The 16,372-nt window shown below is 67.6% G+C and carries 16 protein-coding genes; 11 read left to right on the top strand and 5 right to left on the bottom strand.

The features are described from left to right. Positions 1 to 24 precede the first annotated feature (24 nt). A complete protein-coding gene (locus EOW65_RS01685) occupies positions 25 to 1,350 on the top strand; it encodes an HlyC/CorC family transporter (protein WP_128147285.1) in 1,326 nt (441 codons plus the stop codon). Here the strand turns inward: EOW65_RS01685 and EOW65_RS01680 are convergent, their stop codons facing one another. The 5 genes from EOW65_RS01680 to EOW65_RS01660 are packed head-to-tail and all read right to left on the bottom strand — an operon-like array spanning position 1,351 to position 7,615. Further along, entirely contained in the window at positions 1,351 to 2,436 is a 1,086-nt protein-coding gene (locus tag EOW65_RS01680; RefSeq protein ID WP_128147284.1) for an ABC transporter ATP-binding protein, read from the bottom strand. A 1-nt stretch (position 2,437) separates the two neighbouring features. After that, a complete protein-coding gene (locus tag EOW65_RS01675; protein WP_206364002.1) occupies positions 2,438 to 4,075 on the bottom strand; it encodes an alpha-glucosidase family protein in 1,638 nt (545 codons plus the stop codon). Further along, positions 4,076 to 5,209, bottom strand: a complete 1,134-nt coding sequence (locus EOW65_RS01670; RefSeq protein ID WP_128147283.1) for a carbohydrate ABC transporter permease — start codon at positions 5,207 to 5,209, stop codon at positions 4,076 to 4,078. It abuts the gene before it with no gap. Continuing rightward, positions 5,206 to 6,204 (bottom strand): carbohydrate ABC transporter permease, encoded by a 999-nt coding sequence (locus EOW65_RS01665; protein WP_128147282.1) that lies wholly within the window; start codon positions 6,202 to 6,204, stop codon positions 5,206 to 5,208. Before EOW65_RS01665 ends, EOW65_RS01670 begins: the two co-directional genes overlap by 4 nt. Positions 6,205 to 6,262: 58 nt before the next feature. Beyond that, a complete protein-coding gene (locus tag EOW65_RS01660; protein WP_128147281.1) occupies positions 6,263 to 7,615 on the bottom strand; it encodes an ABC transporter substrate-binding protein in 1,353 nt (450 codons plus the stop codon). A gap of 300 nt (positions 7,616 to 7,915) precedes the next feature. On the opposite strand from EOW65_RS01660, the gene EOW65_RS01655 reads away from it, so the two are divergent. From EOW65_RS01655 to EOW65_RS01610, 10 genes are all read left to right on the top strand, one after another. Continuing rightward, on the top strand, positions 7,916 to 8,959 hold the full coding sequence (locus tag EOW65_RS01655) for a LacI family DNA-binding transcriptional regulator (protein ID WP_128147280.1): 1,044 nt from the start codon (positions 7,916 to 7,918) through the stop codon (positions 8,957 to 8,959). Between the two features lie 10 nt (positions 8,960 to 8,969). Then, positions 8,970 to 10,292, top strand: coding sequence for a GH1 family beta-glucosidase (locus EOW65_RS01650; RefSeq protein ID WP_128147279.1), 1,323 nt, complete (start codon positions 8,970 to 8,972; stop codon positions 10,290 to 10,292). Between the two features lies 1 nt (position 10,293). Beyond that, positions 10,294 to 11,247, top strand: coding sequence for a glucokinase (locus EOW65_RS01645; protein WP_240664443.1), 954 nt, complete (start codon positions 10,294 to 10,296; stop codon positions 11,245 to 11,247). A gap of 119 nt (positions 11,248 to 11,366) precedes the next feature. Beyond that, positions 11,367 to 11,642, top strand: coding sequence for an STAS domain-containing protein (locus EOW65_RS01640; protein WP_128147277.1), 276 nt, complete (start codon positions 11,367 to 11,369; stop codon positions 11,640 to 11,642). Next, positions 11,639 to 12,004: a response regulator gene (locus tag EOW65_RS01635; protein WP_113898750.1), complete on the top strand. Its 366-nt coding sequence runs from the start codon at positions 11,639 to 11,641 to the stop codon at positions 12,002 to 12,004. The genes EOW65_RS01640 and EOW65_RS01635 overlap by 4 nt, the downstream gene beginning before the upstream one ends. A gap of 11 nt (positions 12,005 to 12,015) precedes the next feature. After that, a complete protein-coding gene (locus EOW65_RS01630; RefSeq protein WP_128147276.1) occupies positions 12,016 to 14,172 on the top strand; it encodes a chemotaxis protein CheA in 2,157 nt (718 codons plus the stop codon). Further along, the gene (locus EOW65_RS01625) at positions 14,169 to 14,639 is read left to right on the top strand and encodes a chemotaxis protein CheW (RefSeq protein ID WP_128147275.1); all 471 of its coding nucleotides are present in this window, start codon (positions 14,169 to 14,171) and stop codon (positions 14,637 to 14,639) included. The genes EOW65_RS01630 and EOW65_RS01625 overlap by 4 nt, the downstream gene beginning before the upstream one ends. A 1-nt stretch (position 14,640) precedes the next feature. Further along, positions 14,641 to 15,510 carry a CheR family methyltransferase gene (locus EOW65_RS01620; protein ID WP_128147274.1) on the top strand — a complete coding sequence of 290 codons (870 nt, stop codon included), beginning with the start codon at positions 14,641 to 14,643 and terminating at the stop codon, positions 15,508 to 15,510. Beyond that, positions 15,501 to 15,887, top strand: coding sequence for a response regulator (locus EOW65_RS01615; RefSeq protein ID WP_128147273.1), 387 nt, complete (start codon positions 15,501 to 15,503; stop codon positions 15,885 to 15,887). The genes EOW65_RS01620 and EOW65_RS01615 overlap by 10 nt, the downstream gene beginning before the upstream one ends. Beyond that, positions 15,884 to 16,297 (top strand): hypothetical protein, encoded by a 414-nt coding sequence (locus EOW65_RS01610; RefSeq protein WP_128147272.1) that lies wholly within the window; start codon positions 15,884 to 15,886, stop codon positions 16,295 to 16,297. Before EOW65_RS01615 ends, EOW65_RS01610 begins: the two co-directional genes overlap by 4 nt. Positions 16,298 to 16,372 lie beyond the last annotated feature (75 nt).

Genomic DNA, 16,372 nt, shown 5'->3' with positions numbered 1-16,372 from the left:
CGCCGCTCCCCATAGTGCGCGATCATGGAAAACAACATCTCGACCCTTCTCGACACCGCCTTCTGGCTGACCGCGGGCGCGATCCTGCTGCTTCTGGCGCTTTCGGCCTTCTTCTCGGGCTCCGAAACCGCGCTCACCGCCGCAAGCCGCGCCAAGCTGCGCTCGAGCGCGGACAAGGGCGACAAGGGGGCCGAGACCGCGCTCGAGATCACCGAGGACAACGAGCGGCTGATCGGCGCGCTGCTTCTGGGCAACAACGTCGTCAACATCCTCTCCGCCTCTCTGGCGACGGCGCTGCTGACGCGGCTTTTCGGCCAGGGCGGCGTCGCCGTGGCCACGCTGGCGATGACGGTCCTTGTGCTGATCTTCTCGGAAGTGCTGCCCAAGACCTATGCCATCACCTTCCCCGAGACCGTGGCGAGCCGCGTTGCCCGCACCGTGCGGCTGCTGATCCGGGTGCTGACCCCGATCGTCACCGTGGTGCGGCTGGTGGTGCGCGGCATTCTCTGGGCCTTCGGGCTGCGCACTGATGCGAACCAGACGATGTTCTCGATCCATGACGAGATCGCCGGGGCGCTGGCGATCGGCGCCTCGGAAGGCACCGTCGACAAGGAGGACCGCGACCGGCTGCTTGGCGCGCTCGACCTCGGCAGCCGCACGGTCGACGAGATCATGCTGCACCGCAGCCAGATCGAGATGCTCGACGCCGACAGCGACCCCGAGACGCTGCTGACCGCGGTGCTGACCTCGCCGCACACCCGCCTGCCGCTCTACAAGGGCGAGCGCGAGAACGTGGTCGGCGTGATCCACGCCAAGGAATTGCTGCGCGCGGTCGAGAAGTTCCTGCGCACCGGCGACGGCAAGCTCGATTCCGTGTCCGATCTCGACGTGATGAAGGTGGCGATGAAGCCCTATTTCATCCCCGAGACCACGCCGCTCGACGAGCAGATGCGCGAGTTTCTCAAGCGGCGCACGCATTTCGCCCTCGTCGTCGACGAATATGGCGACCTGAAGGGGCTTTTGACGCTCGAGGATATCCTCGAGGAGATCGTGGGCGACATCACCGACGAGCTCGACCCCAAGGCCGAGCGGCAGCTCAAACCCACCGAGACCGGCGATTACCTTGTCGACGGCGCGATGACGATCCGCGACCTGAACCGCGAGACCGACTGGGCGCTGCCCGATGACGAGGCGAACACCGTTGCCGGCCTTGTCATCCACGAAGCGCAGACGATCCCCGAGGAAGGCCAGGTGTTCTCCTTCCACGGCTTCCGCTTCGAGGTGGTGGCACGCAAGGACAACCGCATCACCACGCTGAAAATCAAGCCGCTGCTGCCGATCGCCGGCTGATCAGCGGTAGAGCAGCGAACGGCCACCGGCGAAGAGATGCACCTTCGCCGGATCGGCCGTCAGCGTCACCCGCTGCCGGCGCAGATCGGCGTGGATGCCGGGCAGTTTCGCGATCATGTGCGGCGCGCCCATCTCCTCGCCGAAATACAGAAGCGTCACCTCGCCCAGTGCCTCGACGATCTCGACGGTGCCGGTGAAGAGCCCCGCGCCCGTGCTCAGCACCAGATCCTCGGGCCGCACACCGATGTTGACCCTCAGCCCGATATCGGCCGCGGTGGTCGGCACATGGCTGACCGCGGTGCCGCCATCGACAAGCTTCACCGTCGTCTGCGGCCCCGCCGTCACCACCTCGCCCGCGAGCAGGTTCATCTGCGGCGAGCCGATGAACTGCGCGACGAATTCGTTCTCCGGCCGCTCGTAAAGCTCGAGCGGCGAGCCGACCTGCGCGATGCCCTTGTCGGCCAGCACCACGATGCGCGAGGCCAGGGTCATCGCCTCGACCTGATCGTGGGTGACGTAGATCATCGTGCGATCGGGCATCGCCTCCTTGAGCTGGGCGATCTCGATCCGCGTCGCCACCCGCAACGCCGCGTCGAGGTTCGAGAGCGGTTCGTCGAAGAGATAGACCTTCGGGTCGCGCACGATCGCCCGGCCGATCGCCACGCGCTGCCGCTGCCCGCCAGAGAGCACCTTCGGCAGCCGGTCGAGATAGGGCGTCAGCTGCAGGATGCGCGCGGCATTTTCCACAGCCTTGTCAATCTCTTCTCGGGACTTCTTCGCGATCTTCAGGGCGAATTCCATGTTCTGCCGCACAGTCATGTGCGGGTAGAGCGCATAGCTTTGGAACACCATCGCGATGCCGCGCTGCGCCGGCGGCATGTCGTTCACCCGCTGCCCGTCGATCACCAGATCGCCGCCAGAGATCCGCTCGAGCCCGGCGATCATCCGCAGCAGCGTGGACTTGCCGCAGCCCGACGGGCCGACGAAGACGATCAGCTCCCCCGCCCGGATCTCGAGGTTGATGTCCTTCAGGATGTCGACGTCACCATAGGCTTTGGAAATCCCGGTGAGGGAGAGATCGGCCATGTCACGCTCCGCTGTTCAGACGCAGGATGCTCGGCTGCCACGGGCCGAGCTGAAGACGGTTGTCCGCGGTGGGCCGGATCGAGCCGAGCTCGCCCGCGAGCGTCACCCAGTCTCCGGGCGGCAGATCGGTGTCGACCGGCACGTCGGTCAGGTTGAAGACGCACAGGATCGTTTCGTCCCCAGCCTCCCGGCGGAACCGCAACACGCCGTCCCTGGCCTCGATCCCGGTCATAAGACCGGCACGCAACGCCTTGTGATGGCGACGAAAAGCGATGGCCCGGCGATAATGGTGCAAAAGCGCCGCCGGGTCGACCTCGGCCACATCGACGGCCAGATAGTCATGCACCGAGGGGATTGGGAGCCAGGGCTTGGCGTTCGAGAACCCGGCATAGACCGCGTCCTTCTCCCACACCATCGGCGTGCGACAGCCATCGCGGCCCTTGAACTCGGGCCAGAATTCCTTGCCATAGGGGTCCTGCAGATCCTCGAAGGCAATCTCGGCCTCCGGCAGGCCCAGCTCTTCGCCCTGATAGAGGCAGACAGACCCTTTCAGGCACATCAGAAGCGTTGCATAAGCTTTTGCGCTTGCAAGGGAAAGTCCCCACCGACTGATGTGGCGCACGACGTCGTGGTTGGAATAGGCCCAGCAGGCCCAGCCCCGCGGCGCCACCGCCTCCACCTTGCGGAAGACCGCGGCGATGTAGTCGGCGCTCAGCGGCTCGTGGCCCGACAGCAGCTCGAAGGCATAGGACATCTGCACGCCGACACCATCCGCGGTATATTCGCCCAAGATCTCGAGCCCGCGCTGGCTGTCGCCGATCTCGCCCACGGCCGCGGCGTTGTAAGGCTCCATCACTGCCCGAAGTTTCCTCAGGAATTCAATGTTCTTCGGGTGGTTCTTGTCATGGATGTGGCGCTGGTGGTTGTAGGGGTTCACCTTCGGCGCGGTGTTGTCGTTGCGCTCGGCAACCGGCAGCGGCGGGTTGTCACGCAGCGCTTCGTCATGCATGTAGAAGTTGATCGTGTCGAGGCGGAAGCCGTCGACACCACGCTCGAGCCAGAACCGCGCCACGTCCAGCAGCGCCTCCTGCACCGCCGGGCAATGGAAGTTCAGGTCGGGCTGGCTGACGAGGAAGTTGTGCAGGTAATACTGCTCGCGCCGCGCATCCCATTGCCAGGCCGGGCCGCCGAAGATCGACAGCCAGTTGTTCGGCGCTGTGCCGTCGGGCTTCGGATCGGCCCAGACATACCAGTCGGCGCGCGGGTTCTCGCGGCTCGCCCGACTTTCCTGAAACCACGGATGCACGTCCGAGGTATGGCTGAGCACGAGGTCGATCATCACCTTCAGCCCGAGCGCATGGGCCGTGGCGATGACCTGATCGAAATCGGCAAGGCTGCCGAACATCGGATCGACGTCGCGATAATCGCTGACGTCATAGCCGAAGTCGCGCATCGGCGAGGTGAAGAAGGGCGAGATCCAGATCGCATCGGCGCCAAGCGAGGCCACATAGGGCAGCCGGCGCACGATGCCCAGCAGATCGCCCACCCCGTCGCCGTTCGTGTCCTGGAAACTGCGCGGATAGATCTGATAGATCACCGCGCCGCGCCACCAGTCGGCATCCTTGTTCATCATGGTCATTCAGCCACCTTTCACCGAGCCGGCCAGCAGGCCGCGCACGAGGTATTTCTGCATTGCAAAGAAGACGAGAAGCGGCACCGCGATCGAGACGAAGGCAGAGGCCGCGAGAATTTCCCAATCGCCCCCGCGCGAGCCCATCAGCTCGCGCAGCACGCCGGTCATCACCAGCTGGTCGTGGCGGTTGCCAAGGAAGACGGTGGCGACGAGAAGGTCGTTCCAGACCCAGAGGAACTGGAAGATCGCGAAGGAGGCGAGCGCCGGGAAGGAGAGCGGCAGGATGATGCGGCGGAAGATCTGGAACTCGGTCGCGCCGTCGACGCGGGCGCTCTCGATGATCTCGCGCGGCAGGCCGACCATGTAGTTGCGCAACAGGTAGATGGCGAGCGGCAGGCCGAAGCCCGTATGCGCCAGCCAGATCCCCATGTAGCCCTTGCCGATGCCGATGTCGTTGTGCAGCTTCAGGAGCGGGATGAGCGCCAGCTGCAGCGGCACCACCAGAAGCCCCACCACCACCGCGATCAGCAGCGCCCGGCCCGGAAACTCCATCCAGGCCAGCGCATAGGCCGCAAAGGCCGCGATCAGGATCGGGATGACGGTGGCCGGAATCGTCACCGTCAGCGTGTTCAGGAAAGCCTGCCCCAGCCCCTCGGCACCGATCACCCGGGCATAGTTTTCCGTGGTGACGCGCGGCGGCACGGTGGTGGTGACGAAGATCCGCATCCCCCGACCGCCGGCAAACGCGGTGGGCGACGTCAGCCGATAGCTGCCGTCGGCGGCGACCGTCAGGCTTTGCCCGTCCTTCAGCGCGGCGGTCTCGCCCGGGCGATAGGCCTCGGGCGCGCGCGAGGTGACGCCCCAGGCATCGAGCCTCTGGCCCTTTTCAAGGACAGTGCCGGAGATCACCCAGAGGTCCCCCTCCTGCACCGCCGTGTCCGCGCCCCCCGCGCGCACGAAGGCCGAGGCGGTCGAGGGAAAGGCCGCCTTCCACCAGCCCGAAGCCGCGATCTGGTCGCGGTCGCGGACGGAGGACACCAGCAGGCCGAAGGTCGGCACCGTCCACAGCAGCACCAGCAGAAGGGCGGCCAGATTCACCGCCCAGACAAGACGCGCACGGGTTCCGGCGATCTGGCTCATCCCATCATCTCCCGCCGTGCGTTGCGGATGTTCCACACCATAATCGGGGTGACGAGCGCCATGATGACCAGCGCTATCGCCGAGCCGCGGCCGTAATCGGGCGCGCCGCGGAACATCCAGTCATACATCAGGTTCGCCAGCACCTGCGTGCCCCATTGCCCGTTCGTCATCACGAAGACGATGTCGAAGATCTTCAGCACGGTGATGGTGATCGTGGTCCAGACGACCGCGATCGTGCCCCAGATCTGCGGCACCTTGATGCGGAAGAACAGCTGCCACGGGTTCGCACCATCGAGGATCGCGGCCTCGATCGTCTCCTCGGGTATGCCACGCAGCGCGGCCGACAGGATCACCATGGCAAAGCCGGTCTGGATCCAGATCAGCACCGCCATCAGGAAGAAGTTGTTGCCAAACGGGATCGTCAGCCAGGTCTCGGGCGGATGGCCGAACGCGGTCCAGATCGCATTCAGCAACCCGATCTGCTCCTGCCCCTCGCCGCGGTAGTCGTAAACAAATTTCCAGATCACCCCGGCGCCGACGAAGGAGATCGCCATCGGCATGAAGATGAAGGATTTCGCGATATTGCCCCAGCGGATGCGGTCGGTGACCTGTGCCGCGAGCAGGCCGAAGAAGGTGGCGGCCGCGGGCACCACCAGCAGCCACAGCAGGTTGTTCAGGATCGACTCGCGGAACTTCGCGTCGCCTGCCAGCCAGCGGTAATTGTCAAGCCCGACCCAGGCCCGCCCGCCGGCGTCATGCAGGCTGCGCCAGATCGAGTCGAAGACCGGGTAGACGAGGTAGACCGCAAGGAACAGGATGGCCGGCCCGATGAAGAGCCAGGGCCGCACCATGTTCGCGCGCAAGATGTTGGTGCCGGCATGCGCCCCGCGCGAGGGCCAGATCCAGTCGAGGATCAGGTTCGATCCCCAGAACCAGGCGACGCAGCCGAAGACGCCGGTGACAATCGTGCCCGCGGCATAGCTGAGCTGTTCCATCCGTCCTCCCGCCCCCGAAGGGCAAGACCCCGCCGGCACCGCGGCGGGGCCGACGTGCTTACTTCAGTGTATTCCAGGTCGCCTGGATCGCCCCCGCCACGTCCGCGGCCGACTTGCCGCCGACATAGTCGACCATGCCGGTCCAGAACGCCCCCGCGCCGATCGCGCCGGGCATCAGGTCGGAGCCGTCGAAGCGGAAGGTGGTGGCGCCCAGCAGGATGTCGCCCATCTTCTTCAGCGTCGGATCGCCGTAAAGATCAGTGTTCACCCCCTTGTAGGGCGTGACGAAGCCGGTCTGCGCCATCCAGACCTCATGCGCGATCGGGCTTTCGAGGAAGGCGATGAAGGCGTCCCCCACCGGGTTGTCGCTGAGCTTGGCAAAGACCGTGCCCGCGCCCAGCACCGGCTGGCCCAGATCCTTGTCGGCATAGGCCGGGAAGTAGAAGAAGTCGGCGTCCTGGCCGATCACCGTGCCTTCCGGGAAGAAGGACGGGATGAAGGAGGCCATCTTGTGCATGTAGCACTGCGGCGGCGAGGTGAAGAGCCCCTTCGGGCTGTCGCGGAAGTCGGTCGAGGCGACGGCGCCGGTGCCGCCGGCGACGAAGCTGTCGGTCTTCGCGAACCAGCCGAAATCCTCGATCGCCGCCACCACCTTCGGATCGTCGAACTTCAGCTTGTTCGAGACCCAGTCGTCATAGTCCTGCGGCGTGTTGAGGCGCAACATCAGGTCCTCGACCCAGTCGGTCGCGGGCCAGCCGGTGGCGCCGCCCGAACCGATGCCGATGCACCAGGGCGTGCCGCCGTCCTTGACGATCTGCTCGGTCAGCGCCTTGAGCTCTTCCATCGTCTTCGGGATCTCATAGCCCGCATCAGCGAAATTTTCGGGCACGTACCAGACGAGCGATTTCACATCGGCCTTGAACGGGAAGGCATATTGGTGGTGCTGCCCGTCCGGCCCGGCATAGCTGCCATAGGCGGCCCAGCTGTCCCCCGCGGCGTAATTGTCCCGGATCCATTGCCCGGTGCCATCGGCGAGCGGCTTCAGATGGCCCTTCTTCGCCAGATCGGCGGCAAGGCCCGGCTGCGGGAAGATCGCGATGTCGGGCGGGCTGCCGGCCTCGGCGTCGATGACGATCTGCTGCTCGAAACTGTCCGAGCCCGAATACTCCACATCCGCCCCGGTCGCTGCGCGGAAGTAGTCGATCACGCTTTCGAACAGGTCGCGGTCGGGCCCAAGCCAGGGGCCGAGCACAGTCAGCCTCTTGCCCTTCAGATCCATCTTCGCCAGCGCGTCATAGCTGGCCCAGTCGAAGCGGTCGTCCGAACCGGGGGCGAATTTCAGCTCGCCCGCGCCGGCGGCCGAGGCGGCGAGCGCGATCAGCGCCACGCCGAGATAAAGGCTTTTCCTCATGCATTCCTCCCGAAATCCGGGCTTTCGCCCCTGCCGATCAACGTGCTCTCGCCCTGCCCTGACGACTCGACGTCAAAGCGCTTTGGATGCTGAAAGCTCAGGTATCGCGACGTGAAAGTCAACCGAATGAAATGCCGCAACTGCACTGTAATCAAAGGGGTTATTGTGCAGATGCAGCATGGCACCTTGCGGCACCGCATCCGATTGACGCGCCTCACAGGCAGCGCTAACGTGCCGATCATTCAAAGCGGTTTGGATGCCAACGCGCCACCAAGTCACACTTGTCACGGATGCCCGCAGATGAACCTCAAGCAACTCGCCGAGGAACTGGGCCTGTCGCCCACCACCGTCAGCCGTGCGCTGAACGGCTACCCCGAGGTTTCGGAGGCGACGCGGCTGCGCGTGGCCGAGGCGGCGCGGCATTACAACTACCGCCCGAACACCCAGGCCAAGCGCCTGGCCACCGGCCGCGCGATGGCGATCGGCCATATCATCCCGCTTTCGACCCGGCACGAGATCGTCAACCCGGTCTTCGCCGATTTCATCGCCGGCGCCGGCGAGGTCTATGCACGCGCCGGCTATGACATGGTGCTGACCATCGTCCCCGACAGCGACGAGGAGCGCGCCTATCGCGAGGTCCGCTCGAAGGGCAATGTCGACGGCATCATCGTGCACGGGCCGAAGGTACATGATGCACGACTGCCGCTGCTCGAGGAGCTGGGCCTGCCCTTCGTCGTGCATGGCCGCTCGCTCGGCGCCGACCCCGGCTATTCCTGGGTCGACGTCAACAACACCCGCGCCTTCGAGCGCGCGACGAGCTTCCTGCTCGACCTCGGGCATCGCCGCATCGCGCTGGTGAACGGGATCGAGACGATGGATTTCGCCGCCCGCCGCCGGCATGGGTTCGAGCGCGCGCTGGCCGCCCGCGGGCTTGCAGCCGACCCCGCGCTGATGGTCGCGGGCGAGATGACCGAGGCGCAGGGCCATGACGTGATGCGCGACATGCTTACCCTGCCCGATCCGCCGACCGCGGTCCTCACCGCCTCGTTCCTCTCCGCCATCGGGGTGCGGCGCGCGCTGTGGGAGCGGGGCCTGCGGATGGGGCGCGATGTCTCGATCGTCACCCATGACGACGAACTCGGCTATCTGCGCAACGGCACCGACGAGCCGATCTTCACCGCCACCCGCTCCTCGGTGCGCGAGGCCGGGCGGCGCTGCGCGGCGATGCTGCTGCGCCGGATCGAGAGCGGCGCCGGCGCGCCCGAAACCGACCTGATGGAAGCGACGCTGGTCGTCGGCGCCTCGACCGGCCCGGCCCCGCGCCGCCCCGAGACGATCGACTGAAGGACAAAAGATGCTGCCAGGCCGCAGAGACTTCCCCGAAGGCTTCCTGTTCGGAACCGCGACCTCCTCCTATCAGATCGAGGGGCACCGCTTCGGCGGCGCGGGCCCGACGCATTGGGACAGCTTCGCCGCCACCCCGGGCAATGTCGCGCGGGCCGAGAACGGGGCCGTCGCCTGCGACCATTACCACCGCTGGGCCGAGGATCTCGACCTGGTGGCCGATGCGGGCTTCGACCTTTACCGTTTCTCGACCTCCTGGGCACGGGTGATGCCCGAAGGGCGCGGGGCGGTGAATGCCGGGGGGCTCGATTTCTACGACCGGCTCGTCGACGGCCTGCTCGAACGCGGCATCAAACCCGCACTGACCCTCTATCACTGGGAGATGCCCTCGGCGCTCGCCGATCTGGGCGGTTGGCGCAACCGCGACGTGGCACAATGGTTTGCCGAGTTCACCCAGGTGATCGCGCGCCGGCTCGGCGACCGGGTCTGGTCCGCCGCGCCGATCAACGAGCCCTGGTGCGTGGGCTGGCAGAGCCATTTCCTTGGCGCCCATGCGCCCGGCCTGCGCGATATCCGCGCGACGGCGCGGGCAATGCACCACATCCTGCTGGCGCATGGACAGGCGATCTCGGTGATGCGGGCCGAGGGGATGGGCAACCTCGGCGCGGTGTGCAATTTCGAATATGCCCACCCCGCCGACGACAGCCCCGAGGCCAGGTCTGCCGCGCAGCTCTATGATGCCTATTACAACCGCTTCTTCATCGAGGGGATGATGCTCGGCCGCTACCCCGACGAGGTGCTCGAGGGCTTTGCGCCGCATCTGCCCGAGGGCTGGCAGGACGATTTCGCCACGATCGGCGCGCCGCTCGACTGGTTCGGTCTGAACTACTATACCTGCAAGCGCATCGCCCCCTGCGACGGCCCCTGGCCGGCGCATCGCGAAGTGGAGGGACCGTTGCCGAAGACCGACATGGGCTGGGAGATCTATCCCGAGGGGCTGCATGCCTTCCTCACCCGTGTCGCGCGCGACTATACCGGCACGCTGCCGCTTTACGTCACCGAGAACGGTATGGCCGCGCCCGACGCGCTGGCAGATGGCACCTGCTCCGACGCCGGCCGCATCGCCTATTACGCCGAGCACCTTGAGGCCTGCCGCCGCGCCATTGCCGAGGGCGTGCCGCTGGCGGGCTACATGAGCTGGTCGCTGCTCGACAATTACGAATGGGCGCTCGGCTATGACAAGCGCTTCGGCCTCGTCCATGTCGATTTCAAAACCCTGAAACGCAGCCCCAAGGCGTCGTGGCATGCTTGGGCGCGAGCGCTGGAGCGCTGAGATGTCCCTGACCCTTCTGGCCGATATCGGCGGCACCAATACCCGCGTCGCCCTGGCGCGCGAGGGCCGGCTTCTGCCCGACACAATCCGCCGCTATCCGAACGACCATCACCCGGCCCTCGAACCGATCCTTGCGGGTTATCTCGCCGAGGCCGGCGCGGGGCCGGTCGCCGGTGCCTGCGTCGCGGCCGCGGGGCCGGTCCGCGCGGGCGTGGCGGTGATGACCAATCTCGACTGGCGCATCACCCCCGAGACGGTCGCGACGGCCACCGGCGCCACGCGCGTCGCGGTGCTGAACGACCTGCAGGCACAGGGCCATGCGCTTGGCACCCTTGCCCCCGGGGCGCTGCGCCAGATCCTGCCCGGCGCGCCCGCCGCCCCCGGCGCAAGCGCTCTGGTGATCGGCGTCGGCACCGGCTTCAATGCCGCGCCGGTGCATGAAACGCCCGGCGGCCGCCTGGTCGTGGCTTCGGAATGCGGCCATGTCACCTTGCCCGTGCGCAGCGACGAAGACCTGCGCCTGATGCAGTTTCTTGCGGCCGGCCACGGTTTCGCCTCGGTCGAGGATGCGCTGTCCGGGCGCGGCCTTGCGGCGATCCACGCCTTCCTGCGCGCCGAAACCGGGCATGGCGCGCCGCGCGATGCCGCCTCGATCGTGACCGCGATCGCGACCGGCGACATGCTCGCCCGCGCCACACTGCGAATCTTCGTGCGGCTGCTTGCCGGCATCGTCGGCGACCTCGCGCTGATTCACCTGCCCTTCGCCGGCGTCTACCTGTGCGGCGGCGTCGCCCGCGCCGTCGCGCCCCATCTTGCGGAGACCGGCTTTGCCACGGCGCTGCACGACAAGGGGCGATTTTCCGACTTCCTCGCCGCCTTCCCGGTGGCGGTGATCGAGGACGACTATGCCGCTCTTGCCGGCTGCGCGGCCTATCTGCAGGCCCGGCGCGGCTGACCCCGCCACGCCGGGCGGCGTCAAGGCAATCTTAACCGCTCGGCGCTATGCCTCTTTCATGCTGGAATGAAAGGGGAATAGGTGAGCTGCCTTCTGACCATCTTTTCCGTGGGGGGCGCATGACCACTCTTGCGCTCGGCCCCCGGCTCGACCTGCTGCATGCCGGGCATGCCTGTGCCGAGATCCGCGCCTGCGAGGGCCGGGATCTCGTGCTCGATGCCGGCCATGTGACCCACCTCGGCGCTCTCGGGCTGCAGATCCTGCTTGCTGCCGCCCGAAGCTGGCGGGCCGCCGGACTGTCGCTGATCATCGCCCCGCGTTCGGCCGCCTTCGACGACGCCCTCGTCCTCTTCGGTCTGCCGCTCGCCGCACTGCAGTCGGAGGGCGTCGCATGACCCTGACCGTGCTTGCCGTCGACGACAGCCGCACCATCCGCGACATGCTGCGCCTCGCGCTTGGCGAGGCCGGGATCACCCTGCACCTCGCCGAGGATGGGGTGCAGGGGCTCGAGGTGCTGAAGGACATCGAGCCCGACGCGATCATTTCGGACATCAACATGCCGCGCCTCGACGGCTTCGGCTTCATCGAGGCGGTGCGCCGCCAGGACCGCCACCGCGCCACGCCGATCCTGGTGCTGACGACGGAATCAGCGCCCGAGCTGAAGGCCCGCGCCCGCGCCGCCGGCGCCACCGGCTGGATCGTGAAACCCTTCGACCCGCCGAAGCTGGTCAAGGCGCTGCACATGGTCGCGGGCTGAGGGAGGGCGCGATGGCAACCGATCCGATGGCGGAGATCCGGGCAGGATTCTTCGTCGAATGCGAGGAACTGCTGGAAAGCCTGCAGGATTCGCTTGTTCTCCTGCAAGATGGCCGCACCGACAGCGAGACGGTGAACACCGTCTTCCGCGCCGTGCATTCGATCAAGGGCGGTGCCGGGGCCTTCGGGCTCGATGCGCTCGTCGCCTTCGCGCACCGCTACGAGACCGTGCTTGACGCGCTGCGCTCGGGCCAGCTCGAAGCCACGCCCGAGGCGGTGCGCAGCTTCTTCCAGGCCGCCGACCTGCTGCAGGACCATGTCCGCGCCGCGCGCGACGGCGCGCCGCCGCCCGAAGGCGCGGAGGAGGTGTTGCGCACGCTCGAAGCGCTGATCGGTGGCGGCGGGGAGACCGCCGAGCCCCCCCCCGACTTCCAGCCGATCGCGCTCGATTTCCAGCCGATCACCCTGTCCTTCGACTTCGACGCCCTTGACGAGCCCGCCGCGCCGGCGCGTTGGGTGATCCGTTTCCGCCCGACCGATGCACTCTATGCCTCGGGCAACGAGCCGCTGCATCTGCTGCGGGCGCTCGCCGCGCTCGGCTCGGCCGAGGTCGCGTGCGACACGACCGCGGTGCCGCCGCTCGACGCGCTGCCCCCCGAGGCCGCCCTGCTCGCCTGGCGGATCACGCTTCCGGGCGAGATCGCCGAGGCGGAGATCCGCGAGGTCTTCGATTTCGTCGAGGATGTCTGCGCGCTCGAGATCGCGCGCGAGACCGGGACGGGTGCGGAGCCCCCTGCGGTGGCACCGGCCGGTGTCCCCGGCTGCGCCGCCGAAGCGCCCGCAGCGCCACAGGTGCCGCCCGCCCCCGTCGATGCCGCGATCGTTGACGCGGCCCCGCTGCCCGCCGCCACGCCGGCCGCTGCGCCGCCACGCGAGACCTCCGGGCGGCACGCGCCGCCGGCCGAGGTCTCGGCCACGGTGCGGGTCGATCTCGACCGCATCGACCGGCTGGTGAACCTGGTGGGCGAGCTGGTGATCAACCAGGCGATGCTGGCGCAAAGCGTGGCCGAGGCCGGACTGCCGCCGAATTCGGCGGTGATGACCGGGCTCGAGGCCTTCATGATGCTCACCCGCGACCTGCAGGACAGCGTGATGATGATCCGCGCGCAGCCGGTCAAGCCGCTGTTCCAGCGCATGGCGCGGATCGTGCGCGAGGCCTCGGCCGCCGTTGGCAAGGAGGTGCGCCTGCATACCGAGGGCGAGACGACCGAGGTCGACAAGACGGTGATCGAGCGCCTGGCCGAGCCGCTCACCCACATGATCCGCAACGCCGTCGACCATGGGCTCGAGACCCCCGAGCTGCGGCTTGCCGCCGGCAAGCCTGCCGAGGGGGTGATCTCGCTGACCGCGCAGCACCGCTCGGGCCGGATCGTGATCGAGGTCGCCGATGACGGCGCCGGCATCAACCGCCCGAAGGTGCGCGAGATCGCACTGGCCCGTGGCCTGATCCCGGCCGATGCCGCACTGACCGATGCGGAGATTGACAACCTGTTGTTCCTGCCCGGGTTCTCGACGGCGAGTCAGGTTTCGGCCCTGTCCGGTCGCGGCGTCGGCATGGACGTGGTGCGGCAGGCAATCCAGTCGCTCGGCGGCCGCGTCACGATCCAGTCGGCGCCTGGCGCGGGCACCCGCTTCTCGATCTCACTGCCGCTGACGCTTGCCGTACTCGACGGGATGGTGGTCTCGGTCGCCGACGAGACGCTGGTGGTGCCGCTCTCCTCGATCCTCGAGACCGCGACGCTCGCCGCGGGCGACATCCGCGCGCTCGGGCCACAGACGAACGTGATCCATCTGCGCGGTGCCTTCGTGCCGCTTTACGACCTCGGCGCCGAACTCGGCTACCGCGCGCCGCTGCCGTCCTACGAGGGCGCCGTCGTGCTGCTCACCGCACAGGAGGACGGCTCGCGCGCCGCACTGATCGTCGATGCGATCCACGAGCAGCGGCAGGTGGTGATCAAGGGTTTGCAGCAGGCCTATGGCCGCATTCCGGGCGTCGCCGCGGCGACGATCCTCGGCAATGGCCGCATCGCCCTGATCCTCGACACCGCCGACCTTGTCCAGACCGCCTCCGGCCGCACCCGGATCAGCCAACTCGCCCTTGCAGGATGACCGCCATGTCCACCCCCGAAAGCCCCTCGGCCGAAGTCGAGCTTCTGTCCTTCCGCCTCGCCGACGAGGAATACAGCGTCGACATTATGTCGGTGCGCGAGATCCGCGGCTGGACCCGCGCGACGCCCCTGCCGCATGCCCCGCCGCATGTGCGCGGCGTCATCAACCTGCGCGGCACGGTGCTGCCGGTGGTCGATCTCTCGGTGCGGCTCGGCATGGCGCCGGTGCCGGGCGATTCGCGCAATGTCATCATCGTCGTCCAGGTCGGCAGCCAGACCACCGGCCTGCTTGTCAATGCCGTCTCCGACATCCTGTCGCTGCCGCGCAGCGAGCTGCAGCCGCCGCCCGATCTGCTTGCCGACGAGGAGCAGAGCTTCATCGAGGCGCTGACCATCGTCGACGGCCGGATGATCCGGGTTCTCGATCTGCGTGCGGTGCTGCCCGATCAGTCGGCCGAGGCGGCCTGAGATGACCAGCTTCCGCCTGATCGCGCCGGATCTTCCGACCGAGACGGACCTGCACGCCATCGCCGACATCCTGCATCGCCGCGCCGGCATCGTACTCGCGCCGGGCAAGGCGGCGATGGTGCAGTCGCGGCTCGGCAAGCGGTTGCGCCATCTCGGCATCCGCGACTATCGCAGCTATCTGGCGCTCGTCACCTCCGACAGGGGCGGCGACGAGCTGAGCGCGATGATCTCGGCCCTCACCACCAACGTCACCCATTTCTTCCGCGAGAAGCACCACTTCGAGCTGCTGCGCAGCCACGCCCTGCCGCCGCTGATCGCCCGGGCGCGGGCCGGCGGGCGGGTCCGGATCTGGTCGGCCGGCTCCTCGAACGGCCAGGAGGCGTTCTCGATCGCGATGGTGCTGGCCGAGCTTGCCCCCGATTTGGAGGCGCTCGACATCCGCATCCTCGCGACCGACATCGACCCGCGGATGATCGCCTGCGGACAGGAGGCGATCTATGATCGGCCCCTGCTCGACACCGTGCCGCCGGCGCTGCGCGAACGCTTCTTCCGCCCGGTGCCCGCGGGCTTTCAGGTGATCGACAGCCTGCGCCGGATGGTCACCTTCCGCGAGCTGAACCTGCACGCCCCCTGGCCGATGAAGGGGCGCTTCAGCATCATCTTCTGCCGCAACGTGGTCATCTACTTCGATCCGGAAGCGCAGGCGCGGCTCTGGGCCCGGTTCGAGGACCTGCTCGAGCCCGGCGGCTGGATCTTCGTCGGCCATTCGGAACGGATCACCTGTGCCGACAGCCGGCTCGAGACCGCGGGCCTTACAACCTACAGGCTGCCGGACCGCCCGGCAGCGAACGGAGAAACGGAATGGCATTGAGAGACCAGCTGCGTGTCCTCGTGGTGGACGACATGTCGACGAGCCGCGGGCTGATCATGCAGGCGCTCGACGGCATGGGGATTCGCCAGGTCGGCCACGCGACCGACGGGCCGGGGGCGCTGCAGACGATCGAGACGGCGCCGGCGCATCTGGTGATCTCGGATTACAACATGCCCGGGATGGACGGGCTGCAGCTGCTGCAGGCGCTGCGGGCCAACGCCCGCACCAAGGGCGTTGGCTTCATCCTGATCACCGGCCGCGCCGACAGCGCGGTGATCGACCTCGGCCGCAGATTCGGGATGAACAACTTCCTGAAGAAACCCTTCACGCCTGCCGAGCTGCGCGCCTGCATCGAGGCCGTGGTGGGAAGGCTGTGACCATGCGTCCGTCGGCGGATCCCGGGTTTTCGGTCGCGGGTGCGCTTGCACTCGATGCCCTCGCCGCGCGCATCGCGGCAGAGCTCGACGGGCTCGCGCAGCTTTCGGGCGAGGTGCAGCTCGCCCTTTCGCTGTGCCATTTTGCCGAGCATACCGACCCGGCGGCGATCCGCGGCCTGCAACGGCTCGACCGGATCACCCAGGCTCTCGAGGATCTCGGGCGGCTGATGGCGGCCCTGTCGCGCGAGATCCCGCAGGAGCTGCAGGCCGACTCGCGGCCGCTGTTGTCGCAGCTCCGGCTGCAGGGGCTGATTCACGCTCTCGCCCTGCCCGGCCCGGCTGCCGCCGCGCCGCACGCCGCCCCCCCGGCCGAGCCCCCGATCGAGGACGGCGACGTGCAGTGGTTCTGAGCTGCACGACGCCCTCCGCCGCACAGCGCTGATCGGCACTCCGCGGCCCCGCGGGGTGGCCTTTCGGCCGTGATT

Origin of the sequence: Paenirhodobacter ferrireducens (assembly GCF_004022265.1) — a bacterium.
GTDB lineage: Bacteria > Pseudomonadota > Alphaproteobacteria > Rhodobacterales > Rhodobacteraceae > Rhodobacter > Rhodobacter ferrireducens.
The sequence above is the reverse complement of the archived record's forward strand: the minus strand, read 5'-3'. Positions and strand labels throughout refer to the sequence as shown.